This is a genomic window from Aeromonas sp. 2692-1, from assembly GCF_013085505.1.
Lineage (GTDB): Bacteria > Pseudomonadota > Gammaproteobacteria > Enterobacterales > Aeromonadaceae > Aeromonas > Aeromonas hydrophila.
This window is the reverse complement of record NZ_CP038513.1, coordinates 492,883-516,559: the sequence shown is the minus strand read 5'-3', so window position 1 is coordinate 516,559 and position 23,677 is coordinate 492,883. Positions and strand designations below refer to the sequence as shown.

At 61.5% G+C, this 23,677-nt stretch carries 20 protein-coding genes; 14 read left to right on the top strand and 6 right to left on the bottom strand.

What is annotated here, in order from left to right:
- Nucleotides 1–62: 62 nt before the first annotated feature.
- A complete protein-coding gene (locus E5E97_RS02655; RefSeq protein WP_011707663.1) occupies nt 63–827 on the bottom strand; it encodes a helix-turn-helix transcriptional regulator in 765 nt (254 codons plus the stop codon).
- A 451-nt stretch (nt 828–1,278) separates the two neighbouring features.
- Entirely contained in the window at nt 1,279–2,193 is a 915-nt protein-coding gene (locus tag E5E97_RS02650; RefSeq protein WP_011707662.1) for a LysR family transcriptional regulator, read from the bottom strand.
- Nucleotides 2,194–2,450: 257 nt separating this feature from the next.
- Here E5E97_RS02650 and E5E97_RS02645 point away from each other — a divergent pair, with 257 nt between their 5' ends.
- The 8 genes from E5E97_RS02645 to E5E97_RS02610 all read left to right on the top strand — a co-directional run bounded on the left by E5E97_RS02645 (nt 2,451) and on the right by E5E97_RS02610 (nt 14,936).
- The gene (locus E5E97_RS02645; RefSeq protein WP_171279839.1) at nt 2,451–2,783 is read left to right on the top strand and encodes a hypothetical protein; all 333 of its coding nucleotides are present in this window, start codon (nt 2,451–2,453) and stop codon (nt 2,781–2,783) included.
- Between the two features lie 30 nt (nt 2,784–2,813).
- A complete protein-coding gene (locus tag E5E97_RS02640; RefSeq protein WP_016352232.1) occupies nt 2,814–3,500 on the top strand; it encodes a pirin family protein in 687 nt (228 codons plus the stop codon).
- Nucleotides 3,501–3,540: 40 nt separating this feature from the next.
- On the top strand, nt 3,541–3,933 hold the full coding sequence (locus E5E97_RS02635; protein ID WP_016352231.1) for a DoxX family protein: 393 nt from the start codon (nt 3,541–3,543) through the stop codon (nt 3,931–3,933).
- 226 nt (nt 3,934–4,159) lie between these two features.
- Nucleotides 4,160–7,513, top strand: coding sequence for an exodeoxyribonuclease V subunit gamma (gene recC / locus E5E97_RS02630; protein ID WP_171279838.1), 3,354 nt, complete (start codon nt 4,160–4,162; stop codon nt 7,511–7,513).
- Nucleotides 7,513–11,121 (top strand): exodeoxyribonuclease V subunit beta, encoded by a 3,609-nt coding sequence (recB, locus tag E5E97_RS02625; RefSeq protein WP_171279837.1) that lies wholly within the window; start codon nt 7,513–7,515, stop codon nt 11,119–11,121. The genes recC and recB overlap by 1 nt, the downstream gene beginning before the upstream one ends.
- The gene (recD, locus tag E5E97_RS02620; RefSeq protein WP_171279836.1) at nt 11,118–13,181 is read left to right on the top strand and encodes an exodeoxyribonuclease V subunit alpha; all 2,064 of its coding nucleotides are present in this window, start codon (nt 11,118–11,120) and stop codon (nt 13,179–13,181) included. Before recB ends, recD begins: the two co-directional genes overlap by 4 nt.
- Before the next feature lie 88 nt (nt 13,182–13,269).
- Nucleotides 13,270–14,313 (top strand): DUF262 domain-containing protein, encoded by a 1,044-nt coding sequence (locus E5E97_RS02615; RefSeq protein WP_171279835.1) that lies wholly within the window; start codon nt 13,270–13,272, stop codon nt 14,311–14,313.
- A 92-nt stretch (nt 14,314–14,405) separates the two neighbouring features.
- A complete protein-coding gene (locus E5E97_RS02610) occupies nt 14,406–14,936 on the top strand; it encodes an MAE_28990/MAE_18760 family HEPN-like nuclease (RefSeq protein ID WP_253265136.1) in 531 nt (176 codons plus the stop codon).
- A 471-nt stretch (nt 14,937–15,407) separates the two neighbouring features.
- Here the strand turns inward: E5E97_RS02610 and E5E97_RS02600 are convergent, their stop codons facing one another.
- On the bottom strand, nt 15,408–15,806 hold the full coding sequence (locus tag E5E97_RS02600; protein ID WP_171279832.1) for a VOC family protein: 399 nt from the start codon (nt 15,804–15,806) through the stop codon (nt 15,408–15,410).
- Nucleotides 15,807–15,881: 75 nt separating this feature from the next.
- On the opposite strand from E5E97_RS02600, the gene E5E97_RS02595 reads away from it, so the two are divergent.
- The 3 genes from E5E97_RS02595 to E5E97_RS02585 all read left to right on the top strand — a co-directional run bounded on the left by E5E97_RS02595 (nt 15,882) and on the right by E5E97_RS02585 (nt 18,558).
- Nucleotides 15,882–16,790 (top strand): AraC family transcriptional regulator, encoded by a 909-nt coding sequence (locus tag E5E97_RS02595; RefSeq protein WP_171279831.1) that lies wholly within the window; start codon nt 15,882–15,884, stop codon nt 16,788–16,790.
- 187 nt (nt 16,791–16,977) lie between these two features.
- Entirely contained in the window at nt 16,978–17,979 is a 1,002-nt protein-coding gene (locus E5E97_RS02590; protein WP_171281192.1) for a sensor domain-containing diguanylate cyclase, read from the top strand.
- Nucleotides 17,980–18,138: 159 nt separating this feature from the next.
- A complete protein-coding gene (locus tag E5E97_RS02585) occupies nt 18,139–18,558 on the top strand; it encodes a hypothetical protein (RefSeq protein ID WP_016352223.1) in 420 nt (139 codons plus the stop codon).
- Between the two features lie 58 nt (nt 18,559–18,616).
- Here the strand turns inward: E5E97_RS02585 and E5E97_RS02580 are convergent, their stop codons facing one another.
- From E5E97_RS02580 to E5E97_RS02570, 3 genes are all read right to left on the bottom strand, one after another.
- Nucleotides 18,617–18,967, bottom strand: a complete 351-nt coding sequence (locus tag E5E97_RS02580) for a hypothetical protein (RefSeq protein ID WP_076362781.1) — start codon at nt 18,965–18,967, stop codon at nt 18,617–18,619.
- Nucleotides 18,968–19,186: 219 nt separating this feature from the next.
- Nucleotides 19,187–19,513 carry a hypothetical protein gene (locus E5E97_RS02575; protein ID WP_076362780.1) on the bottom strand — a complete coding sequence of 109 codons (327 nt, stop codon included), beginning with the start codon at nt 19,511–19,513 and terminating at the stop codon, nt 19,187–19,189.
- An 81-nt stretch (nt 19,514–19,594) separates the two neighbouring features.
- On the bottom strand, nt 19,595–19,774 hold the full coding sequence (locus E5E97_RS02570; protein WP_146061144.1) for a hypothetical protein: 180 nt from the start codon (nt 19,772–19,774) through the stop codon (nt 19,595–19,597).
- Between the two features lie 180 nt (nt 19,775–19,954).
- On the opposite strand from E5E97_RS02570, the gene E5E97_RS02565 reads away from it, so the two are divergent.
- The 3 genes from E5E97_RS02565 to E5E97_RS02555 all read left to right on the top strand — a co-directional run bounded on the left by E5E97_RS02565 (nt 19,955) and on the right by E5E97_RS02555 (nt 23,664).
- Nucleotides 19,955–20,677, top strand: a complete 723-nt coding sequence (locus tag E5E97_RS02565; protein ID WP_011707648.1) for a response regulator — start codon at nt 19,955–19,957, stop codon at nt 20,675–20,677.
- A gap of 4 nt (nt 20,678–20,681) precedes the next feature.
- Complete coding sequence (locus E5E97_RS02560) at nt 20,682–22,073, top strand: ATP-binding protein (protein ID WP_017410798.1); 1,392 nt, start codon at nt 20,682–20,684, stop codon at nt 22,071–22,073.
- A 103-nt stretch (nt 22,074–22,176) separates the two neighbouring features.
- Nucleotides 22,177–23,664, top strand: a complete 1,488-nt coding sequence (locus E5E97_RS02555; RefSeq protein ID WP_171279830.1) for a transporter substrate-binding domain-containing protein — start codon at nt 22,177–22,179, stop codon at nt 23,662–23,664.
- Nucleotides 23,665–23,677: the final 13 nt, after the last annotated feature.

Genomic DNA, 23,677 nt, shown 5'->3' with positions numbered 1-23,677 from the left:
AGCCTCGGCGGGCCATGCCTGCGTGGAAAGGAGGGTGGTGGATCCAGCAGGATCCGCCGGGATCAGTTGTCGATATTGGGGATCAGATCGTCGAAGCTCTGGTAGCCGCAGTCGGCCAGCTGCAGCGACATGGTGTAGGTCTTGCTGCCCTCCCGCTGGCCGATGGCGGGGCGGTTGAGCTTGAGCTCCTGGTGCCAGTACTCCTTCATCCGCTCGATCAGCGCCATCGCCTCGCTCTCGTCCAGATGGAGCTGGCACAGCGCCATGTAGTTGTTGGACTTGTGCATGTTCTCCACCAGATAGTCCCCCAGCACGGACATGGCCTGGCGCGCCTGCTGGCGGGCGAAGCGGCTGTGCTGCTCGAAGCTGATCCGCTCGCTGATGAGGAAGTGGTAGCTGTTGTCGATGCCGAGCTGCAGGATGCCGAGCTTCTCCAGCTTGCGCAGATAGAGGTAGCAGGAGGCATCGGTCAGGCCGTACTCCCGTTTCAGATCGATCAGGGTCTTGTCGCGCCAGAAGATGTTGGCGAGAAAGGCGTATAGACCGGGCTCCTTGTGGAATGCCTCGTCCTGCTCCTGGGTGAAGACGGCACGGCGGCTCTGGGCGTCCTGAGTGCGGTCCAGCAGCTCCTCGAACGACAGCCCCACCAGGTGACAGATCTCCAGCAGGGTATCGAACGGCAGGGAGGGCTTGTTCATCATCCGTTTGACGGTGGCGATGGAGACGCCCATGGCTTCTGCCAGGGTCTGATAGCGGATCCCCTTGTCGGTCAGGGTCTTCTTCAGGGTGTCGAGAATATTGTTGGCCAGGGTCTGGCTGTAGGTCATGCAACTATTCCTTTATCTGCATCTTTATGTTGTGTCAGAAACTGAGTTCTTTTTTCGTTATGGGCTCAGATACTGACACTTAAAAAAACCAGAGGAAACAAACCCGGCGTAATCGATGGAAATGGCCAGACCAGTCTGAGTGGAAGGTTGCAGATAGTGATACTCTGCGGTGCATATCCTTCAACCATTCAACATTTTGCTGGTGGCGCATAAAACATCGCGCATAATTCAACACGAATCGGATTCAAGACCTTCCTGGTTGAGAAATCGATTGTTTGCTTCCAATTTAAGGGTTTTTTAAACCGCAAGGTTTTTATTCTTTCCTGGCATTGAGCGGAACTCGCAAGAGGGCCGCTTTTTTCTTTTCTCCGAATTTGCGCCCGCCGTCAAGCGGCGGGGCACCGGCAGCCCGTTGTCGCTGCTTGCGCCCCCTCCTATGTTGCCGCCCGTCTTACTCTCCCTTGCAGGGAAACAGCTTGGGGATCTCCCGAATAAGCCAGCTCTTGGCCTTGCCCATGGTGTCGCGCCGCCAGGCCAGCACGACCTGGATCTGGTGGCGATACTCGGGGCTGATCACCTTGAGCCGTCCGGCCCTGATGTCCTCTTCTATCCAGCTCAGGGGCATGGTGCCGACCCCGATCCCCGCCAGCAGGGCGTCGCGCTTCTCGCCCATGGTGCTGACGGTCAGCCGCGGCTGCTTGTCGAGCAGGCGATAGGTGAGCACCGGCTTGCGCAGCGCCGTGTCGGCCACCGCGATGGCCCGGTAGCGGCGCAGGGTATCATCCGCCAGGGGCTCCGGCTCCTGATGCAGGGGGTGATCCGGGTGGGCGACGTAGAGCATCACCTCCTCCTGCAGCGGCTGGTGCTTGATGCCGGTCATCATGATGTCGGGATTGAGGGAGGAGATGAGCAGGTCGGCCCGGCCATCCTCCAGACACTCCCAGCTGCCCGCCAGCACCTCGGCCCGCAGCCTCAGCCGGGTATCGGTCAGCTCGGCCAGCCGCTCCACCAGCGGGTAGAGCGCCTGCAGCGGCACCAGTGCATCGACGGCGATGGTGATGTCGGTCTCCCAGCCGCGGGCCAGTGCCCGGGTCTCGCCCACCAGGTGCTCGGCCGCCTCCAGCAGAACCCGACCCCGCTCCAGCAGCATGCGGCCCGCCGGGGTGAACTTGGTTCTGTGGCCGCTGCGGTCGAACAGCATGGCGTCCAGTTCGTCTTCCAGCTTCTGCACCGTGTAGCTCAGGGCCGAGGGCACCTTGCCCAGTTCGTCGGCTGCCGCCGCGAAGCTGCCACGGCGGTCGATGGCATCCAGCACCCGGATGGCTTCCAGGGTCAGCGCCCGTTCCTTGTTCAGTTCCTTGGCCATAAATTGCCTTCAATTTTTTTGAACATGTTTGCCAGTTTATCTCGCTAACAAGTTAGGCCAAGTGTCTTTAATATTCAATCAACGCTTAGGCAGGAACGCCAAGCAGCCAAATAAACGGGTAGTTCCAGACTGTGACTCCATCAATCAGGGAGTCTGACTTCGGTGAAAGAACAACACACTATTTGAATGACCTCTTGCATGGATGCATTGATTCTGGCCACAGCGGCCTTGGCAATGACATAAAACCAAGAGAGTGAATGAACATGAAAAACGTAATCAAGATGCTGGCCGTTGCAGGCCTGATGACCGCAGGTTTTGCTCAGGCTTCCGTCCCGGCTGACCTCAACGCCGCCCCGGGCGTGCTGTTTGTGAACTGGCACGCCACCGCCGCGGTGGAAGGCAAGGGCAACCCCATGCTGGAAGTGCGTGACGAGGCTGGCGACCTGGTTGCCTCCGTCCATGCCAACCTGATGGGCAGCCAGCAGGTACAGATCCCGAGCCGCACCCAGGGCAACCTGACCGTGAGCCTGGGTGAGCAGAGCAGCGACTACCGCATTCCGTTCGGCATCGGTAGCGGCAAGCAGCGTTAATCAACCGTATCGGTACGTGAGGAGCACACCATGATGAAATTGAGAGCCGCAGAAGCGCGCGGCAAGGCCAACTTCGGCTGGCTGGATGCGCGCCACAGCTTTTCCTTCGGGCACTACTACGACCCGGACTGGATGGGGCATTCAGTGCTGCGGGTCATCAATCAGGATCTGGTGGCGCCGGGTGGCGGTTTCGCGACCCACCCTCACGCCAACATGGAAATCCTGACCTGCGTGCTGCAAGGCACCATAGAGCACAAGGACAGCCTCGGCCATGCCGAGCAGATCCCGGCGGGGGATTTCCAGCTGATGAGCGCGGGGTCCGGCATCCGGCACAGCGAGTACAACCCCTCGCAGACCGAGCCGCTCTCCCTGCTGCAAATCTGGATCGAGCCGAACGAACACGGCACGACACCCGGTTATCAGCAGAAGAAGATTGAAGCCAATCCGGGCATGACGCTGGTGGCGTCACCGGACGGCGAAGCAGGATCCTTCAGGATCCGCCAGCAGGCCCGCGTCTGGCGACTGCAGCTTGAACCGGGTGAGAGCCTCACCTGGGAGCTGGCCGGCCGACACGGCTACCTGCAGATGATTTCAGGGGAGCTGACTGCCAACGGTCTGGCTGCCCGACCCGGCGACGGGGTTCTCAGTCGTGATGAGCCCAAATGGGATCTGGTGGCCGCGAGTGCCAGCCAAGCCCTGTTATTTGACCTACCCTGAAGCAGTCAGCGGTGATGTGACGCAAAACGAGGATATTGAAATGGACAAGATGAAAGATTTGGCACTGCTGGTGGGTCGCGTTCTGCTGGCTCTGATGTTTGTGATTGCGGGCTGGGGCAAGATCGGCGGTTACGCCGGTACCCAGGGGTATATGGAAGCCATGGGCGTGCCCGGTTTCATCCTGCCGCTGGTGATCCTGCTGGAGCTGGGCGGTGGCCTCGCCATCATGCTGGGCCTGTTTACCCGTAGCCTCTCCGTGCTGATGGCCGGTTTCACCCTGATGGCCGCCTTTATTTTCCACTATCAGCCTGCCGACCAGATGCAGATGCTGATGTTCATGAAGAACGTCTCCGTGGCCGGTGGTTTCCTGGCCCTGGCGGCAGCCGGTGCAGGGGCCTTCAGCCTGGATGCCCGCTTCGGCAAGAACTGGTAAACCCCGCAGGTTCGAGTTTTCCAACGCCTTTTGGCCGGTGCAACTGCACCGGCTTTTTTATGCCCGTCACATTTGCCTGCGGCAGATGACGGCGACGTGATCGGCGACAACAAGCGCCTTTTGCATCTTCCCCCCCGATCCCCGACAATCCCGATACCTGTGAAGTGACGGGGATCCTTGAGGTTTTCCCGCGCTGACCCTTCTTTTGCTCTGGCGGGAATTGCCCATGTTTACCCTCTACCACTCCAATCAGCTGGATCTGCTCAAAGAGCTGCTGGTGAGCCGCATCCGGCAGGCGCCCCTCTCTCACCCCTTCGATCGGGAGCAGATCCTGGTGCAGAGTCCGGGCATGGCCCAGTGGCTCAAGCTGGAGCTGGCCAAGGCCTTCGGCATCGCCGCCAATATCGACTTTCCGCTGCCCGCCAGCTTTATCTGGGAGATGTTTACCCGGGTGCTGGCGGATGTGCCGCGCCAGAGTCCCTACAACAAGGGCTCCATGAGCTGGCAGCTGATGACCATTCTACCCGCCTTGCTGGAGCGTCCTGCCTTTGTCCCGCTCGCCGCCTATCTGAGCGGTGGAGATGAGGAGGATCCTGCCAGGGATCCCGAGCAGGTACGGCTGTGGCAGCTCTGCCAGAAGGTAGCGGATCTCTTTGACCAGTATCTGGTCTACCGGCCGGACTGGATCGCCCGCTGGGAAGAGGGGGAAGGATTGAGTCAGGAGCTGGCCGGGGTGAGCGGTCAGGATTGGCAGCCGGAGCTGTGGCGCGAGCTGGTGGCCCGCACCCTGGCGCTCTCTCCGAGTGGTTACCACCGCGCCAACCTCTACGAGGAGTTTATCCACGAGCTGGCGCGCACCGCCGATCTGCCGGGCAAGCTGCCGCAGCGGGTGTTCGTGTTCGGCATCTCGGCGCTGCCGCCGCGCTATGTGGAGGCGCTGCTGGCCCTCGGCAGCCGGCCGGAGGTGGAGGTGCACCTGTTCGTCACCAACCCCTGCCGCTACTACTGGGGGGATCTGCTCGATCGCAAGACCTTGGCACGGTTGGAGAACAAGCTCAAACCCGGCACCGATATCGAGACCCTGCAGGGCCCCGCCAACCCGCTGCTCGCCTCCATGGGCAAGCTGGGGCGCGATTACCTGCATCAGCTGATGGAGCTGGAGGTGCCGCAAATCGAGGCTTTCGTCGATATCGACGAGGTGGACGCTAGGGGCAATGTCAGCCTGCTGCGCGCCATCCAGAAGGATGTGCTGGAGCTGGCCGAACGGGGCGCCGGTCAGTTCGATCTCGACAGCAGCCACCACAAGAGCCCCATCAGCCCGGCGGATGGATCCTTGCAGATCCACGCCTGCCATGGCCCGATGCGCGAACTCGAGGTGCTGCACGATCGGCTGCTGGCGCTGTTCGAGCAGGACCCGTCCCTCACTCCGAAAGATGTGGTGGTGATGATGCCGGATGTGAACAGCTACGGCCCCTACATTCAGGCGGTGTTTGGCGCGCGCGGCCAGATCCCGTTTGCGGTCTCGGATCGGGCGGCGAGTCAGGAGAGCCCGCTGCTGCAGAGCTTCCTCGCCCTGCTCAGGCTGCCCAACGCCCGTTTCGGGGCAGGGGAGCTGCTCGCCATTCTCGAGGTGCCCGCCGTGCTGCGCCGTTTCGAGCTGGATGACGACGAGTTCAACCAGCTGCGGGTCTGGGTGCAGGAGACCGGCATCCGCTGGGGGCTGGATGACGGCTATCCCGTCCGCTTCGATCTGCCGCCCATGTCCGGCAACAGCTGGCTGTTCGGCCTGCGCCGCATGCTGCTCGGCTTTGCCATGGGGGATGGCGAGCCGGTGGCGGGCATCCTGCCTTACGCCGATATCGAGGGTCAGCAGGGGCTGGCACTCGGCAAGCTCGCCTGGTTTGTCGATTCGCTGGCAGAATTCCTGCCCCGCCTGCAACAGGCGCAGCCGCTGGCCGAGTGGAACGCCTGCCTGCTGGCGCTGCTGGAGCGCTTCTATCTGGCCGACGAGGATGAAGAGCGTCAGCTCCAGCTCATTCGCAGCCAGCTGGTCGAGTGGCAGGCCCGGCTCGGCGAGGCCCGTTTCGAGCAGCCCATTACCGCCGACCTGCTGCAGGATTACCTCGGCAGCGTGCTGGGGGAGTCCCGCTCCAGCCAGCGCTTCCTCGCCGGTCAAGTCAACTTCTGCACCCTGATGCCGATGCGCTCCATCCCCTTCAAGCAGGTCTGCCTGCTCGGCATGAACGATGGCGTCTACCCGCGCACCCTGGCCCCCATGGGGTTCGACCTGATGGCGGTGGCGTCGCGGCGTGGGGATCGCTCCCGTCGCGATGATGACCGCTACCTGTTCCTTGAGGCGCTGCTCAGCGCCCAGCAGGGGCTCTATATCAGCTATCAGGGCTTCAGCGCGCAGGACAACAGCGACAAGGTGCCGTCGGTGCTGCTGGCGGAGCTGATCGACTATGTGCGGCAGGGCTTTGTGCTGGCGGGGGATGAGGATCTGGACGACGAAACTTCCGGCAAGCGGTTGCTCAACCACCTGATGGTGGCGCACCCGCTCACCCCCTACAGTCGCGACTACTTCTACCCGGCGGCGGGTTCACGCCTCTTTACCTATGCTGCCGACTGGCTGCCCGCTCTCAATCCGGTGCGCGGCGCGGCCAACTTCCAGAGCGGCGAGCTGCCTTTACCTCCCGAATGGGGCAAGGAGCAGGGGCTGGAGCTGGCGGAGCTGCTGCGCTTCTATCGCCAGCCCACCAAATATTTCCTCAACCGCCGCCTCAAGGTGTGGTTTGAGCTGAATGAAGCCAACATCGAGGAGAGCGAACCGTTCGAGCTGGATGGCCTGCAACATTATCAGCTGAAAGATCTGCTGCTCGATGCCCATCTGGCGGAAGGAGATAGCACCGAGCGTCGCGAGCGGTTGCAGCTCACCGGTCTGTTGCCGCAAGGGTGGTTCGGCAGCCTGCTGCTGGACGATCTGGATACCGAGATGGGCAAGCTGGCGGATCGGCTGCGGCCCTGGGTTGCTGCCAATGAGTCAGAAAAGCAGGCGGTGGAGATCGATATCTCCCTGACTCAGGGCCAGCTGCAAGGGTGGATCGACACCCAGAAGGGGCGCTTGCTGGTGGTTAAACCCGGCAGCTTCAACGGCAAGGATCTGCTACTGGGCTGGATCCAGCACCTCTGCCTCTGCCTGAGCGGCGCCCCCGGCGACACCCTGCTGTTCGATGCCAAACAGAGTCTGCGACTGTCTGCGCTCGCTGCCGACGAGGCGCGGCCCAAGCTGGCGGCGCTGGTAGCGTGCTGGGCGCAGGGGATGAAGCGGCCGCTGCCCTTCTTCCCCAACACCGCATGGGATTGGCTCAAGGCGATCGAGAAGGATCCCGACAAGCCGGAGGCGGCCGACAAGGCGGCACTCACCCGTTTCAACGGCGGCTGGATGATCAATGGGGAGGGTGCTGATCCTTACGTTGCCCGCTGCTTCCCCGAACTCGATGACGAGGTGCTGGGGCAGTTGCAGGCGCTGGCCCGCGAACACCTGACCCCGCTGCTCAAGGCCCTGGAGGAGCTGAAATAATGGCTAACCCGCTCAATACCCTGCGTTTTCCCCTCCATGGTGAACGACTGATCGAAGCCTCCGCCGGTACCGGCAAGACCTATACCATCGCAGGTCTCTACCTGCGCCTGCTGCTGGGCCACGGCCCCATGATCGGTGAGGGCGCCGATGCCGGTCAGCCCAGCGCCCACGAGCGGCCGTTGTCAGTGACCGAAATTCTGGTGGTGACCTTTACCGAAGCGGCCACCGCCGAGCTGCGCGGGCGGATCCGCGGCCGCATTCACGAGGCGCGCCTCGCCTTTATGCGCGGCCATAGCAGTGACACCCTGCTGGCCCAATTGCTGGTCGAGGTAGACGATCACGAGCTGGCGGCCCGTCGCCTGCTGGCCGCCGAGCGGCAGATGGACGAGGCGGCGGTCTTTACCATCCACGGCTTCTGCCAGCGGATGCTCAAGCAGAACGCCTTCGAGTCGGGCGCCCTCTTCGAGACCGAATTCCTTACCGACGACAGCCAGCTCAGGCTGCAGGCGGTGAGCGACTACTGGCGATCCGAGTTCTATCCGGTGGATAAAACCCTCGCCAGTTCGGTGCGCGCGCTCTGGCCGAGCCCCGCCGCCCTGCTGCGGGAGATGAACGGCTGGCTCGACAACAGCGAGCTGGAGATGCGCCCGCCGGCGGGGGACGAGACCCTCGCCGCTCGCCATCATGCAGCTATGGCCCGCATTGAGGCGGTGAAGCGTGAATGGCTGGCGCAAGGGGACGAGATCCGCCGCCAGACGGATGGGCAAGTAAGTCGCTACACCGGCAAAAACTACGAAGGGTGGCTTGCCAAGATAGCCGACTGGGCGCAGGACGAGGGCAGTGGCTACGCCATTCCCAAGGAGCTGGAGCGCTTCGGCCAGACGGTGCTGGAGGAGAACCTCAAAAAGGGGGGCGCAGTGCCGACCCTGCCGCTGTTCAGCCAGATCGACCAGCTGCTGGCCAGCCGCCCCGGTATTCGGGATCTCATCCTGCAACGGGCGGCCAAAGTAGTGCGCAGCCGGATGCAGGCCAGCAAGCGCCAAGCTCATCAGCTCTCGTTCGATGACCTGCTCAAAGATCTCGACGGGGCGCTCGGCTCCAGTCTGGGTGAGCGGCTCTGCGAGCGGATTCGCGCCACCTACCGGGTGGCGATGATCGACGAATTTCAGGATACCGACCCCCAGCAGTACCGCATCTTCCATCGGCTTTACGGTGGCCATAGCGACACGGCGCTGTTGATGATCGGTGACCCCAAGCAGGCCATCTACGGCTTTCGCGGCGCGGACATCTTTACCTACATTCAGGCGCGGCGAAATGTGAGCGCCCACTACACCCTCGGGCGCAACTGGCGCTCCAGCAGTGCGCTGGTGGGGGCGGTCAACGGCCTGTTCGAGCGGGCGAAAGATCCCTTTATCTACGAGGCGGATATCCCCTTCCTGCCGGTGGAGGCGCAGGGCAAGAGCAAGGCGCTGCTGCTCGATGGCGCCACCGCGCCCGTGCTCCACTGCTGGCAGCTGAGCGGCCAGCCCACCTTCAATCGGGGGGATTACCAGAGCAAGATGGCCCGCGCCACCGCCGCCGAGATCCACCGCCTGCTGACTCTGGCCCGCGAGGGCAAGGCGCTGATAGGTGACAAGGCGGTGAAGGCCGGAGATATCGCCGTGCTGGTGCGCACCGGCGCTGAGGGCAAGCTGGTGCAGCAGGAGCTGGCGCGGCTCGCCATCGCCTCCGTCTATCTGTCGAACCGCGAGAGCGTGCTGGAGCAGGTGGAGGCGCGGGAGATTTTGCTGATTTTGCACGCCTGCCAGAACCCGAGCGAGGAGCGCAGCCTGCGGGCAGCGCTGGCGACCGGCCTGTTTGATCTGGATGCCAGGGCGCTCGATGGGCTGGCCAGCGACGAGCGGGCGTGGGAGAGCGCGGTGCAGGAGTTTATGGAGTACCGCAAGATCTGGCATCGCCGCGGCGTGCTGGCGATGCTGCGGGCCCTGCTGCACCGGCGCAATCTCGCCTCTTCGCTTTTGGCGAGTCCCTATGGCGAGCGGCGGCTGACCAACTTCCTCCATCTCGGCGAGCTGCTGCAACAGGTGAGCAGCGAGCTGGACGGCGAATATGCTCTGCTGCGCTGGCTGGGGGAGGCGGTGAGCCGCCCCAACGGACAAGATGCGGAGCAGGTACTGCGCCTCGAATCCGAGCGGAAATTGGTGCAGATCGTCACCATCCACAAATCCAAGGGGCTGGAGTACCCGCTGGTATTCCTGCCCTTTATCTGCAGCCACAGAACCGCCGAGACCCCGCTCTATCACGAGGCGGACGAGGCGGGCAATCGCACCATTCTCGATCTGACCGGCGCCGAGGGCTCCCTGGCGGAGGCCGACCGCGAGCGCCTAGCCGAAGATCTGCGGCTGCTCTATGTGGCACTGACCCGGGGCGTCTACGCCACCTGGCTGGGGCTGGCGCCGGTGCGGGCGGGGGCGGGCAAGTCGGAGAAGACCGACCTGCACCACACCGCCATCGGCTACCTGCTGCAAAAGGGTGAAGAGGGGGATGCGCAGACGCTGGCGACCGCGCTGACCGAGCTGGCGCAGGCGCTGCCCGGGGTGGCCGTCGGTGAGCCCTCGCTCACCCGTCCGGCCCCGCTGCCGCCAGAAGAGGAGCAGTTGGGCGAGCCGCAGGTGCGCCACTTTAGCGGTTCCCTTGAGCGGGACTGGTGGATCAGCTCCTACTCCGGGCTGGCGGCGCAGGGTCATGGTCACAGCAAAGGTGTCTTGGCCAACCCCGGCTTCGATGACGAGGTGGTGACCGAGGCGGCCGCGCTGGCTTCCGAGCAACCGGAGGAGGCGCCCCAGCCCTCCATCTTCACCTTCCCGAAAGGGGCGCGTCCCGGCACCCTGTTGCACAGCCTGTTCGAGACCATCGACTTTCAAAGCGCCGCGGGAGAACCGTTGGCAGAGCATATCGCCACCTTGCTGGCGCAGGACGGCTTCGACGAGAGCTGGGCGCCAGTGCTGCAACAGCAGGTGGAGGCGGTGCTCGATACCCCGCTGGAAACGGGCTTTAGTGAGCCGGTACGGCTGCGGGATCTGGCCCCCGAGCGCAAACAGGTGGAGCTGGAGTTCTTCCTGCCCATGGGGCGGGTGACGGCACCGACGCTGACCGCCCTCTGCCAGCAGCACGACCCGTTGTCGCGGGGCAACAAGCCGCTCAGCTTTGCCACCGTGCAGGGGATGCTCAAGGGCTTTATCGACCTGGTGTTCGAGTGGCAGGGGCGCTGGTATCTGCTCGACTACAAATCGAACCACCTCGGCATGAGTCCCGCCGATTACAGTCGTCCGGCGCTGGAGCGGGCGATGGCCGAGCACCGCTACGACCTGCAATACCAGCTCTACTCGCTGGCGTTGCACCGGCTGCTCACCCTGCGCCTGCCGGGTTACGACTTCGAGCAGCACTTTGGCGGCGTTTTCTATCTGTTCCTGCGTGGCATGCCGCAGGGGGGCATTTTCCATACCCGCCCGAGCCGTGAACTGGTGCTGGGGCTGGATAAGTTGTTTAGCGAAGGCAGTGAGCTGCCAGCAGCGGGATCCCAAGCATTGAACGAGGTAGAAGCATGAGCGGCACCATGATCAGCACCGCAGCCAGCGCAATGATGGTTGAACGGTTGAAAACACTGGCGCTGGCTGGCCGCATCCGCCAGCTGGATCTGCAATTTGCCCGGCTGGTGGCAGACCTTGGCGGCAGCCCCGAGCTGGTGCTGGGGGCTGCGCTCACCTGCTTCGAGCTGGGGCGCGGCCATGTCTGTTTGCCGCTGGAGATGCTCGCTGCCGGATCCCTGCGGCCGTTCGGGCTGGATCCCCAGCAGAGCCGGGATCTGTTGCTGGATCTGGCGGATCCTGCCCGCTGGCCCGCCCTGTTTGCAGCAAGCCCGCTCGTGGGTACGGAACAGGATGAGGGGCTAACCCCGCGCTGGCCGCTGCGGCTGTGGCACGGGCGGCTCTACCTCACCCGTTACCACGATCATGAGCAGGGGGTGGCCCGCCATCTGCGCGCTTTGAGTGAACGTGCCGAATGGCCGGAGATTGCCCCGGCCCTGTCGCGGCTGTTTGCCCGCGACTATGGGTTGGTGTTCGGGGCGTTGCTCAAGGCCCGCCTCACCCCCGACTTCTCGGCCCGCCACTTTATCGAAAAGTATCTGGATCTGGTGTTCCCCAATGAAGTGGAGTGGCCCGCCATCGAAGGGTTGCTGGCCAGTGCCCAGGCGGCGAGCGACTTGAGCAAGCTGGATACGCTGGTGCCCGAGGCGCTCTGCTGCAACGGTCAGAAGCTGGCGGCGGCCACCGCGGCGGCGCGCCCCTTTGCGGTGATCTCCGGCGGCCCCGGCACCGGCAAGACCACTACGGTCGCCAAGCTGCTCGCTATTCTGGTGGAGACCGGCCTGCAAGCGGGCAAGGCCCCGGCGATCCGGCTGGTGGCCCCCACCGGCAAGGCGGCGGCGCGCCTCACCGAGAGTATCGGCTCTGCCCTGCAGGCCCTCGATCTGCCCCCCGAGTGGGTTGAGGCGATCCCCACCGAAGCGGGCACCCTGCACCGGCTGCTCGGGGTCATTCCGGGGCGCAGCCAGTTCCGCCACCACGCGGGCAACCCGCTGCACCTCGACCTGCTGGTGGTGGATGAGGCCTCCATGGTCGACCTGCCGATGATGGCGCGCCTGCTCGATGCGCTGCCGAGCCACGCCCGCCTGATCCTGCTTGGCGACAAGGATCAGCTCGCCTCGGTGGAGGCGGGGGCTGTGCTCGGCGATATCTGCAGCTTTATCGAACAGGGCATCAGCCCGGCGCAGGCGGATTGGCTCTCCCGCCAGACTGGCTACCGCCTGCAGGGCACACCCGCAGGGGCGACCGTGCGCGACAGCCTCTGCTTGCTAGCCAAGAGCTGGCGCTTTGATCAGCATTCGGGCATCGGTCAGCTGGCGCGCGCCTGCAACAGCGGCGATGCCACGGCGGTGGAATCAGTCTGGGGCGCAGGATTCGCCGATATCAGCCTGCACCCATGGGCCGGGGAGGCCTACGACGCCCTGATTGCCCAGGGGGTAGCCGGTTACGGCAGCTATCTGAAGGCGGCCCGCGCGGGGGAAGATCCCGCCGCCGTATTCAAGGCATTCAACAGCTTCCAGATCCTCTGCGCCCTGCGTGATGGCCCGTTCGGCGTGCTGGGGCTGAATGAACGGCTCGAACTGGCCCTGTCACGGGCCGGCCTGATTGCCCGCGATGGTGACTGGTATGCCGGTCGCCCGGTGATGGTGGTGCGCAACGATCACGGGGTCGGCCTCTACAACGGCGATATGGGGCTCTGCCTGCCCGATGAAAGCGGGCGGCTCAAGGTTTGGTTCGAGCAGCCGGATGGCACCCTGCGGGCGCTTTTGCCAAGCCGTCTGCCACCCCACGAGACCGTCTACGCCATGACCATCCACAAATCCCAGGGCTCCGAGTTTGCCCATACCGTGCTGGTGCTGCCCGACAGCCCCAGCCCGCTGTTGACCCGTGAGCTGGTCTATACCGGCATCACCCGCGCCAAGGCGCGGCTCGATCTCTACGGCGATCGCGCCCTGCTGGCCCAAGCGGTACGGAAAAAGACCGAACGTTATTCCGGATTGGCGGAGAGGTTGGGGGAGTGAATGCTGGATTCGTATGAATAATAACGGTATTGTTGTTCCGTTAAAATTTTAGTGCTGTTATTACAGCTATTTTTTGTGGGTGATGATTATGACAGATTTGGAAAAAGAAATACTTAAAGGAAGAAATAGTCTTTCTGCCGATAGATTAGACATGTCATTTGGCGAACTAATGAACATGTACACAAATAATGAGTTGGTGATTGATCCAGAGTTTCAAAGACTGTTCAGATGGGACATATCGCAGAGAACAAAATTCATTGAGTCGCTATTGCTTGGTATCCCAATACCTTCAATTTTTGTTGCCGAAGATAGCGATGGAAAATGGGAGATTGTTGATGGTTTGCAACGGTTGTCTACAATACTTTCATTTTTTGGGATGCTAAAGCATACACCGGATAAAAATAACTGGATAATGGATTCTGGTGACGTAGTTGAGGGTCTTAAAGGATTAAGCATTACATCATTCCCTCTTAAGTTTCAGCTTAATATTAAACGTTCAGTTTGCCGAATTGAAGTAGTGAAGTGGGACAGTGACTATGATATGCGATATGAGTTATTTAATCGGCTAAATACTGGTGGCTCTCCTCTCACAGATCAAGAAATAAGAAACTGCATATTTAGGGGTATATCTGCTGATTTCACAGACTTAATTAAGAAATTGGCAGCAGATAAAGACTTTGTTGAGTTAATTCAGCCAACAGAGAAACAGGCTGGTGAATTGTATTTGGATGAGTTAGTTCTGCGATTTTTCTCTCTATTCAAAAACCATTCAAGCATTAGCAAAAATCTGTCGGAGTCTATGACGGACTATATGCGTTCTGCAACGAAGAAAGAGATCAACTATAAGTCTAAAACTAGGATTTTCAAACGAGTAGTTAAAGTGTTAAAACCGATAGGGAGAACAGCTTTAAGCAGCAAAAATGGTCAGTTTTCAACAAGTTTGTATGATGGTGTGTTCAATGGCATTGCTGAATATATCGATATGTATGAAACACTTTCGGTAAATGAAATAAATGACCGAATTGAAGTTTTGAAAAATGACGATGAGTTTAAAAAAGCTTCTGGTGTTGCATCTAACTATAAGGAACGCGTAAAAAAACGTATAACTAGAGCGTTGGAGATATTTTCTTGAGTACAGGCTCATTTAATGACTCGTTAAATAATGAGTTTGACGTTTTGCTTGATAGAATGTACAAAAGCAAAACGATACATTTAAGATACAAAATGCAAGAAGACCACAAGGTCTTCTTGCTAAGACAAGCAGTGTTGGTTATATATTCATCATGGGAGGAGTTTGTTAAAAAAGTAATTGCCATGTATTTGCAAGAATTAAATAATGAAAAGCTTCAATATGAACAATTACACGATAATTACATTGCCTATCAAATAGATCAATTGGTTGCTTTTAAAAAACCAAAAACAGATTTTGATACGGTTAAGAAAATAACTAAAGATATTTTCTCTTGTTATAGAAATAACGTTGTTTTTAGCACAAGCATTAATACTGAATCTAATGCCAATCTGAAAGTTGTCAACGGGATTCTCAACAAACTCAACCTTCGTCAACTGTCAGTAATACATGAAAGCCCATTGAATAAGTTGCTGCGATTTAGAAACTCGGTCGCACATGGGGATGAGGGAATACCTATATCACAGTCTGAAATAGATTTATTCACTGTCCATGTCCAGACAGCGGCTTCGGATTTAATTGTGGCTATTCTGGATGGGTATTCTGAAAAAGTGTTTCTAACATGACTATCTTATAGAAATGGTCATATTAAATATAAATCATCAGGCTTGTCTCATATGTTGGGCTTCGCAGGCTTCGCAGGCTTCGCAGGCTTCGCAGGCTTCGCAGGCTTCGCAGGCTTCGCAGGCTTCGCAGGCTTCGCAGGCTTCGCAGGCTTCGCAGGCTTCGCAGGCTTCGCAGGCTTCGCAGGCTTCGCACCAACCTACCGATTGTGTAGGTTGTGGCTGAGCGTAATGAAGTCCAACGTTTACCGCGGAATCTCTTTTTCCTGTCCCTTATCCCCAGCCCTTCTCCTCCTTTTTTAATAAACGGGAGAAGGGAGCAATGCCGTTACCGCTGTCCGATTACGCTTCGCTAATCGAACCTACGTGGTTGGCTATTTTGCCTTCAACCGAATAAACATGACTGGCGATCATATTTCCGGTGCTGCTTTATCCCCTCTTCCGTGGGGAGGGGGTGAGGGGATCGTTCAGGTATTAGATGGTCAGCTCCAACAGGTTGCCCTCCGGGTCGAGGAAGGTGCTTTCGTAATAGCCGTCGCCGGTCCAGCGGGGGCCGTCCAGGTGCTTCACCTCGGCGCCTTTGAGTAGCTTGAGGCGGGCGGTCATCTTGTCCACCTCCTCCACGCTGCCGAGGGAGAAGGCGAGGTGGGCCAGCCCCTGCAGCGGGTGCGGCAGATGCAGATCCGCCGGAAACAGGATGGGGGTATGCATCAGCTCCAGGCTGGCGCCCCCTTCGAAACGCACGAAGTAAGAGCTGAATTGTTTGCTCGGATTGTGGTAGCGCTCATTGGCCTGCCCGCCAAACAGGGTGCAGTAGAATGCCTTGAGTGCCTCCAGATCCTGCGCCCAGATAGCGACATGATGGATATGCATGGCTTGTCTCCTGTGACTTGATGCCCTTAATGCTATGCTGGGGCCTGTCCCTTCGACATGGCTGAGCCCGTCCTGATGATGTCTGAAACTGCCAACACCGATCTTGTCGATGTCTCCCCCGACTGCCGCGAGCAGATCTGCTGTGACAGCCTGTTACCAGCCCTCGCACAGGAGCAGGTGTGGTTGGCGGGCTATCCCCGTCTCAAGACCCGTTACCGCATCGCGCGCCGCTTTGCCGATGTGCACTGTTTTCTGCTGACTTTGGGGGGAGAGGGGGAGGTGCTGGTGGGCGATCGCCGCGAGCGGTTGCAGGTGGGCGAGTGGGCGCTGATCCCGGCCGGGGAGCCGCTCTGCTACCAGCTTGGTGAGCAGGTTAATGAGCCGTTGGATCAGCCGTTGAGTGAGACGGACGAGTGGGCGCTGGTGTGGCTGCTGCTGCGCAAGGATTCCCCCTGGGATGCCTTCGCCAGCCACCCCCGGCTTGGCTGCACCTCCCAGCAGGCCACTGTGCTGCGCACGATCGAGAACCTCTATGCGGAGCAGGAGCGCCATCAGGACCCGCTGCTCAGCGCCCTGCTGGTAGAGCAGCTTGGCTTTTACCTGCGCCGTCTGTTGCAAAAGGGGGAGGGGCAGCGGCGTGGCGAGCGGCTGGCGCTGCGCCTCGAATTGCTGCTCAAAGAGGCGCTGACCGAGCCGTGGGACATAGCGCGCATGGCCGGCGCCCTGCACCTCTCCGAACGCCAGCTCTACCGGCTCTGCCAGCAGCACTTTGCGCTGGCGCCCATGGCGCTGCTGCAACGGCTGCGGCTGCAACGGGCGGCGCTCCTGCTGGCCAGCCGGGCCGACTCGGTGAAGCGGCTGGCCGAGCAGTGCGGCTTCAAGAACGAGTACCACTTCTCCACCGCCTTCAAACGTCAGCACGGCCTGGCGCCCAGCCACTATCGCAGCCTGCATCATCCCGCCTTTAAAACCGGACAAGGGTGAAATATTGAGCCACACTGGTTGCTACTGTTATTCAGACGAACCCGATTGCGGCCGATAACCGGAACAAGCGGGGCGGTTTTCATCGATCAACGGATAGCGGGCTGTGCAGCCGTCTGCCGCTGTCATTTCTCAACATCAGACTGGAATGCCCCGCACCCTGCGGGGCGGCAAGACAAGGATGGTCTCCATGCTGCAGGACAGCGATACGATCAGGATCTCGGACGTCAGCGAGGCCGTGATACACGGTATTCTGGCGGTGGTGAGCGACGGGATCTGGGACTGGAATGCCAATACCGGCTTCGTCTATCGCAACCCGGGCTGGTATCAGATGCTGGGTTACGAGCCCCATACGCTGGGCAACAACGTCTTCACCTGGGAGAGCGTGATCCACCCCGATGACATGGATCGGGTGATGGCCAGCTTCGATGCCTATCTGAGCGGCGCCGCCCCCGACTACCGGGTCGAGTATCGCTGCCGCAGGCAGGATGGTGATTACCTCTGGATCGAGGATTATGGCCGCATCATCGCCCGCAACCCGGATGGGTCGGTGGCCCGGATGATCGGCGCCCACCGCAACATCCATGCCCAGAAGCTGCTGCTGGAGCAGCTGGAGCGGCGCAATCACACCCTGGAGCAGCAGATTGCCGAGCGCACCGCCGAACTGGTGCGGCTCAACGAGGCGTTGCAGCAGAAGGCGGAGGAGAACCGCCAGCTGGCGGAGACCGATACCCTGACCGGTGCTGCCAGCCGCTACCGGCTGGAGCGGGCCATTCGCCAGGAGTGTCAGCGGGCCAAGCGCTTCCAGCAGCCCTTCTGCGTCATCGCCATGGACGTGGATGACTTCAAGCTGATCAACGACAACCACGGTCACCATGCCGGAGATCAGACCCTGATCAACATAGTGGCGCTGGTGCGCAGCCACATCCGTGAAATAGATCTGATTGCCCGCTGGGGCGGTGACGAGTTCATGGTGGTGCTGCCCAATACCGGCCGGGCCGATGGCCGGCTGGTCGCCGACAAGCTGCGGGAGCTGCTGGTGCAGTCGCGGGTCTGCCAGCACTTCGACATCACCATGAGCTTCGGGCTGGCCGAGTACCAGCCGGACGAGCCCATGAGTCAGCTGATGGTGCGGGTGGATCGTGCCCTCTATCAGGCCAAGCTGACAGGCAAGAACCAGATCTGCGAGTAGTCCGTCCATAGCCGGCGTCGGCGGTCCGGTGAGCTCGCCGCCATGTCGGATTATTCTGGTTATCCCCCCCGAATGCGTCTTGACCGCCCCCTCATCTTGACTCCGTACGAGTACGCTGGTCTGATGCGCGCTCTTTAATCCCCCGCGAGAGATGAAACGATGAAAAAGAGCATCCTGGTTGCCCTGACTGCACTGCCCCTGATGGCCAACGCCGGTCTGATGGATTCCCTGACCGACACAGTGACCAGCAGCGTGACCAGCACTGCCAAAGAGATGGCCGGCACCGCCATGGACAGCGCCTCCAATGAAGCGATCAAGAAGGCGCTGGACATCAAGGAAGGCGGCTCCAACAAGCAGGCCATCAAGGACAAGCTGGGCGCACCGGCCAGCACCAAGACCGAAGCCGGTCTGGAAGTGTGGACCTATGACCTGGGCGCCCTGAACAAGGTATCTCCCATGCTGGCAGAGACCTCCAAGACCCTGTTCAAGGATGCCGAAGCCGCTCAGAAGAACGTGCTTATCAAGTTCGAAGGCGAGACCGTCAAGACCCTGAACCTGGTCGACAAGACCAAGGCTTGAGTCTGAACGACGTGCATGAAAAAAGGGGCCCACGGGCCCCTTTTTGCTGCTTGTCGAATTACTGATGCGCTTCGGCGAACTGCTTCATCGCTTCGGCGTGCTTGGTCATGCCGTCGGCGCGCAGGCTCAGGTTTTTCACGAACTCGGCCTTCTTAGCCGGGTCTTCGATCTTGTCGTAGCGCTGCTGCAGGTGAGTCTGGATCTGCTCCGGCGTCATGTTCTGCATGCGGGCCATCTTGTCGTGGCGGCCGCCATGGTGCTTGCCGCCCATCATGCCGCTGCCATCCATCGGGCAGTCGGTCATCATGCCGGGCTGGGCGGTGGTGACGGCTTCGCTGGCGGCATAGGCGCCGAGCGGCAGGCCAAGGATCAGGGTGGCGGTCAGCAGAGTCTTGGTCAGGTTTTTCATGGTCTATCTCCTTGCGGATTGAGTTCGGGGTCGGCTTGCTCGCCTTGACCTCAAGTAAACACCAGACTGGTGTCTGAACTTTGCCAGTTGAAGCCTATTTTGTAGCAGAGTGTGACACGGTGACGCTGTACAGGGCTTGACCGGACGCATGCCGAACGGGAAATAAAAATACCCCGTCAGCGTCGCCCGCTGGCGGGGTATTTTTAGGCTGGGGCGGGCTTAGCGCTGGCGACCGCTGCCGACGCTGTAGGGCATGCGATAGCTGCTGCTCTCGCCGTCCAGGCTGAGGGTCAGGTCACCCTGGGCCCGCATCGGCAGACGCACCTGCTGCATCCCCTGCAACGTGGCAGGCACCCGCTTGAGCACGTCGCCGGTGGCGTTGCGGATCACCAGGGTGGGGTGCGCCTCATTGCTGCTGACGGCATCGTGCCAGTTGACGAACAGCAGACCGGGGGCGGCACTGACGTCGGCGGGGAGGGCTGCCTGGGCCAGGCCGGTGTGGGCCAGGCCGGCCAGCATTAACAGAGTCAGGCTCTTGTTGATCATGATATTGGTCTCCTTGGTATGACTCGCCGCAAGATGGCGGCAGAAAGGTCAGGGTGCGCAGCGCCGCCTGGCAGCCGCACATCATGACGAAGGGGGTTTGGTCGCTCCCTTGGCGTCGCAGCGGCCGGGGGCCCTGTCGGCGGGGGATGTCTGCTGGTGGTCCGGGGGGCTCGCCGGTTGGGGTGAGCTGCCGCTCGCCTTTCTGGCAAGGGCTTCGCTGGCGGCAAAGGCCAGCAGCAAGGGGGTGGTGAGGGCCAGCATGGCCTGTCTACTCCTGCAACCGATTGGATGGCCACAGTAAACAGCCGGCTTGTGTCTCAACTTTGCCGAACGGGCGCTTTTTTGTAGCAGAGTGTGGCATCTTGCTGATCTGGCACACTTTGACACAAACCGCCCGGCAGATTTTCGTATACTCGTGCCAGCTCTAACAGGAGAGGCCTCATGAACCAAAGCAGCACCCACATTCTGGTGGTCGACGATCACAGCGAGATCCGCGATCTGCTGAAGCGTTTTCTGGAACAGCACGGCCTGCGGGTCAGTTGTGCCCGGGATGGCAAGGAGATGAAGCGGCTGCTGGAGGAGCGGGAGTTCGATCTGCTGGTGCTGGATCTGATGATGCCGGGGGAAGACGGCCTGACCCTTTGCCGCGAGCTGCGGGCCAAGTCAAGCCTGCCCATCATCATGCTCACCGCCATGGGGGAGGAGACCGACCGCATCATAGGGCTGGAGATGGGGGCCGACGACTACCTCGCCAAGCCGTTCAATCCGCGCGAGCTGCTGGCCCGCATCAAGGCGGTGATGCGCCGCACCCAGGTCGAGCCGCAGCCGGCGGCGGAGACGCTGACCCGGGATCTGCGCTTCGATCGCTGGCTGCTCGACATCAACCGGCGCGAGCTGGTGGATGAGGAAGGGGTGGGCTTGAGCCTCTCCACCGCCGAGTTCGACCTGCTGCGGGTCTTTCTGGAGCGGCCGCAGCGGGTGCTGAGCCGGGATCAACTGCTGGATCTGGCCCGTGGCCGCGAGGCGGTGGCGTTCGACCGGGCCATCGACACCCTGGTGAGCCGGCTGCGGCGCAAGCTGGAGCGGGATCCCAAGAACCCGGAGCTGATCAAGACCATCTGGGGCGGTGGTTACCTGTTCGCCGCCGATGTGACCCAGGTATAAGGCCGTGGGGATCCTCAAGCGTGGCTGGTCGAAGCTGTGGCCCAAGGGGCTGACCGGCCAGATCATCCTGGTGGCGCTGGCCGGGCTGGTGTTGATCCAGCTGCTCAGCATCCAGATCTACCGCTCGGACAGGGAGGAGGCGCTCGGTTACATCAACAGCCGCAACGCCATGCAGCGCATCGTCTCCGTGGTGCGGCTGCTGGCCCTCTCGCCCCCCTCCCTCTATGACGAGATCATCAAGGCGAGCCGCAGCGAGACCCTGCTGCTGCGCATCGCCGACGAGCCGCTGCAACCGGACAACCGCAGCCCCCGCTTCGAGCAACTGGTGCGCTCCCGGCTGGGCTACCCCTCGACCCTGATGGTGGAGATCAGCGCCGAGCTCAAGCAGGATGCCCAGCGCAGCCGTGCGTGGCAGCACCACAGCCGGATGATGAAGGATCGCAAGGGGATGCCGCCGCCGCAGGACATGCGGCTGTACGGCTCCATCCAGCTGCCGCGCGGTGGCTGGCTGCAGTTCAGCTCGCTGGTGGACAAGGAGTCGGCCAGCTGGTCCTGGCAGACCACCCTCAACCTGATGCTGGTGGCGAGCCTGGTGATCGGCCTGATGATCTGGCTGTTCCGCCGCGCCACCCTGCCGCTCAAGCAGCTGGCTGCCAACGCGGATCGGCTCGGCCGTGGCGAGGACATAGAGCCGCTGCGGGAAGAGGGGCCGACCGAGGTGCGCGAATCCATCCAGGCGTTCAACCGCATGCACACCCGGCTCGATCGTTTCGTGCAGGACAGAACCCGGATGCTGGCGGCCATCTCCCACGACCTGCGTACCCCCATCACCAGCCTGCGGCTGCGCACCGAGTTTCTGGACGAGGGGGAGGACAAGGAGCGGATCCAGCAGACCCTGCAGCAGATGGAGCAGATGCTGGCGGCGACCCTCAGCTTCGCCCGGGAGGAGGGGCAGCAGGAGGCGACCCGGGAGCTGGATCTGGTCAGCCTGCTGGAGAGCCTGTGCGACGACTATGCCGACACCGGCCAGCCGGTCACCTGCCTGGCCGAGGGCAAGCAGGTCTACGCCTGCCGCGCCAATACCCTGCGCCGGGTGCTGCAAAATCTTATCGGCAACGCCATCAAGTATGCCGGCAGCGCCGAGGTGTCGCTGGAGCGTACCGACAGCGAGCTGGTGATCCGGGTCTGCGATCAGGGGCCCGGCATCGATCCGGCCAGGCTGGAGGATGTGTTCAAGCCGTTCGTGCGGCTCGATGAGGCCCGCAACACCGAATCCGGCAGCGTGGGGCTGGGGCTCTCCATCGCTCGCACCCTGGTGCACCAGCACGGCGGCGAGCTGACCCTGCACAACCGGGAGCAGGGCGGGCTGGAAGCGCGCATCAGCCTGCCGCTGTAAGAGCGGCGGGAGCAGGGCGGGGAGGATGGCGACGAGCCGCCTCCCCGTTTTTTATCTTGCACTTATCTGACTGAAATCACGCCTATTTCATACTCGCTCATGCTTGTTCTTCTATGCTGAAGGTGGCGATAATCGATGGCCGCACAGACGGCCAAACAGCAAGGTTGGTGCAGGGATGGCGGGCGATTCTGGTTTTCGGTGGCGAGTCTGGTGCGGGGTGTGGTTGTTGCTCTTGGCACAGGCGTGGCCCGTGTTGGCAAATACGCCGCCCAAGCCGCTCATCGTGACCAACTCCAAGGCTTGGCAGCCCTTCTCCTATCTCAATGAAGAGGGGGAGCCCGATGGCCTGCTGATCGATCTGTGGCGCGAATATGGCAGGGTTACCGGTCGCCCGATCCAGTTCAAGCTGGTGGACTGGCAGGCCTCGCTGGACCTGGTTCGCAACGGCCAGGCCGATGTCCATGGCGGCCTGCTCTGGTCGCCGGAGCGCAATCTGGTCTACGACTACGGTCAGGCCCTCTCCCATGTCGACTCCCAGCTCTTCTTCGCCAACTCCCTGCGCGGCTCGGACGTGAACTACTACCTGTTGCACGAGAGCGTGGGGGTGGTGACGGGGGGCTACGAGGAGTACTACGCCCGCAAGCACTTCCCCACCACGCGCCTGCGCACCTTCGATGACAACGACGCCATGCTGCGGGCGGCCTTCAGTGGCGAGCTGGATGCCTTCATCGCCGATCTGCAGGTAGCCAACTTCTACATCTACACCTCGGCGGATCCCACCCGCTTCATCCCGGTGCGCCATCTCTACAGCGACGAGATCCGCTTCGCCGTCGCCAAGGGCAACCAGGCGCTGCAGCAGGAGCTGGAGCAGGGTTTTGCCCGCATCGGCGAGGCCGATCGGGAGCGGATCGTCCGCAAGTGGATGCACATCGAGACCGTCTACCCGGTCCACCTCTGGCCCTGGCTGCTGGCCATCGGCGGCCTGGTGCTGATGGCCTACATCATCCAGTTGCGGCGGGCGGTGGCGAGCCGTACCGCTGAGCTTATCCAGGCCAACGCCAGACTGGAGCGCCTTGCCGGCACCGACTCCATGACCGGCATCCTCAACCGGCGCGCCTTTTTGCCACTGCTGGAGCAGCGGCTGGCCAGCGGTCAGGCCTCGGCCCTGCTGCTGTTCGACCTCGATCGCTTCAAGGGGATCAACGATCACTTCGGCCACGGGGTCGGGGACGAGGTGTTGTCGGCCATGGTGGCGCAGGTACAGCGGGTGCTGCCCGCCAGCGCCCTGTTTGCCCGCATCGGCGGGGAGGAGTTTTGCATCAGCCTGCTGGTGGCGGACATGGCGACGCTGCAGCAGTGGGCAGCCAGGATCGGGCGGGAGGTCAATAGCCACAAGTTGCCAACCAGCGCCGGGGCGCTCGGCATCTCCATCAGCACGGGGGCGGTGTGGGTGCCGGCAGGAGGTGGGGCAGAAGGTCGACGGGTGTTGTTGCAGGCGGATCAGCTGATGTATGGCGCCAAATCGCAGGGGCGCAACACCTGGCAGGCGGCCAGCTACGTGAAAGAGGCGGCTGGCGAGGCGGGGAAATAAAAAACCGCCGCCC

Bases quoted from the DNA above. Each gene is read 5' to 3' on its own strand.
- E5E97_RS02655 (WP_011707663.1), bottom strand. From the start codon at position 827: ATGACCTACAGCCAGACCCTGGCCAACAATATTCTCGACACCCTGAAG.
- E5E97_RS02650 (WP_011707662.1), bottom strand. From the start codon at position 2,193: ATGGCCAAGGAACTGAACAAGGAACGGGCGCTGACCCTGGAAGCCATC.
- E5E97_RS02645 (WP_171279839.1), top strand. From the start codon at position 2,451: ATGAACATGAAAAACGTAATCAAGATGCTGGCCGTTGCAGGCCTGATG.
- E5E97_RS02640 (WP_016352232.1), top strand. From the start codon at position 2,814: ATGATGAAATTGAGAGCCGCAGAAGCGCGCGGCAAGGCCAACTTCGGC.
- E5E97_RS02635 (WP_016352231.1), top strand. From the start codon at position 3,541: ATGGACAAGATGAAAGATTTGGCACTGCTGGTGGGTCGCGTTCTGCTG.
- recC (WP_171279838.1), top strand. From the start codon at position 4,160: ATGTTTACCCTCTACCACTCCAATCAGCTGGATCTGCTCAAAGAGCTG.
- recB (WP_171279837.1), top strand. From the start codon at position 7,513: ATGGCTAACCCGCTCAATACCCTGCGTTTTCCCCTCCATGGTGAACGA.
- recD (WP_171279836.1), top strand. From the start codon at position 11,118: ATGAGCGGCACCATGATCAGCACCGCAGCCAGCGCAATGATGGTTGAA.
- E5E97_RS02615 (WP_171279835.1), top strand. From the start codon at position 13,270: ATGACAGATTTGGAAAAAGAAATACTTAAAGGAAGAAATAGTCTTTCT.
- E5E97_RS02610 (WP_253265136.1), top strand. From the start codon at position 14,406: ATGCAAGAAGACCACAAGGTCTTCTTGCTAAGACAAGCAGTGTTGGTT.
- E5E97_RS02600 (WP_171279832.1), bottom strand. From the start codon at position 15,806: ATGCATATCCATCATGTCGCTATCTGGGCGCAGGATCTGGAGGCACTC.
- E5E97_RS02595 (WP_171279831.1), top strand. From the start codon at position 15,882: ATGATGTCTGAAACTGCCAACACCGATCTTGTCGATGTCTCCCCCGAC.
- E5E97_RS02590 (WP_171281192.1), top strand. From the start codon at position 16,978: ATGCTGCAGGACAGCGATACGATCAGGATCTCGGACGTCAGCGAGGCC.
- E5E97_RS02585 (WP_016352223.1), top strand. From the start codon at position 18,139: ATGAAAAAGAGCATCCTGGTTGCCCTGACTGCACTGCCCCTGATGGCC.
- E5E97_RS02580 (WP_076362781.1), bottom strand. From the start codon at position 18,967: ATGAAAAACCTGACCAAGACTCTGCTGACCGCCACCCTGATCCTTGGC.
- E5E97_RS02575 (WP_076362780.1), bottom strand. From the start codon at position 19,513: ATGATCAACAAGAGCCTGACTCTGTTAATGCTGGCCGGCCTGGCCCAC.
- E5E97_RS02570 (WP_146061144.1), bottom strand. From the start codon at position 19,774: ATGCTGGCCCTCACCACCCCCTTGCTGCTGGCCTTTGCCGCCAGCGAA.
- E5E97_RS02565 (WP_011707648.1), top strand. From the start codon at position 19,955: ATGAACCAAAGCAGCACCCACATTCTGGTGGTCGACGATCACAGCGAG.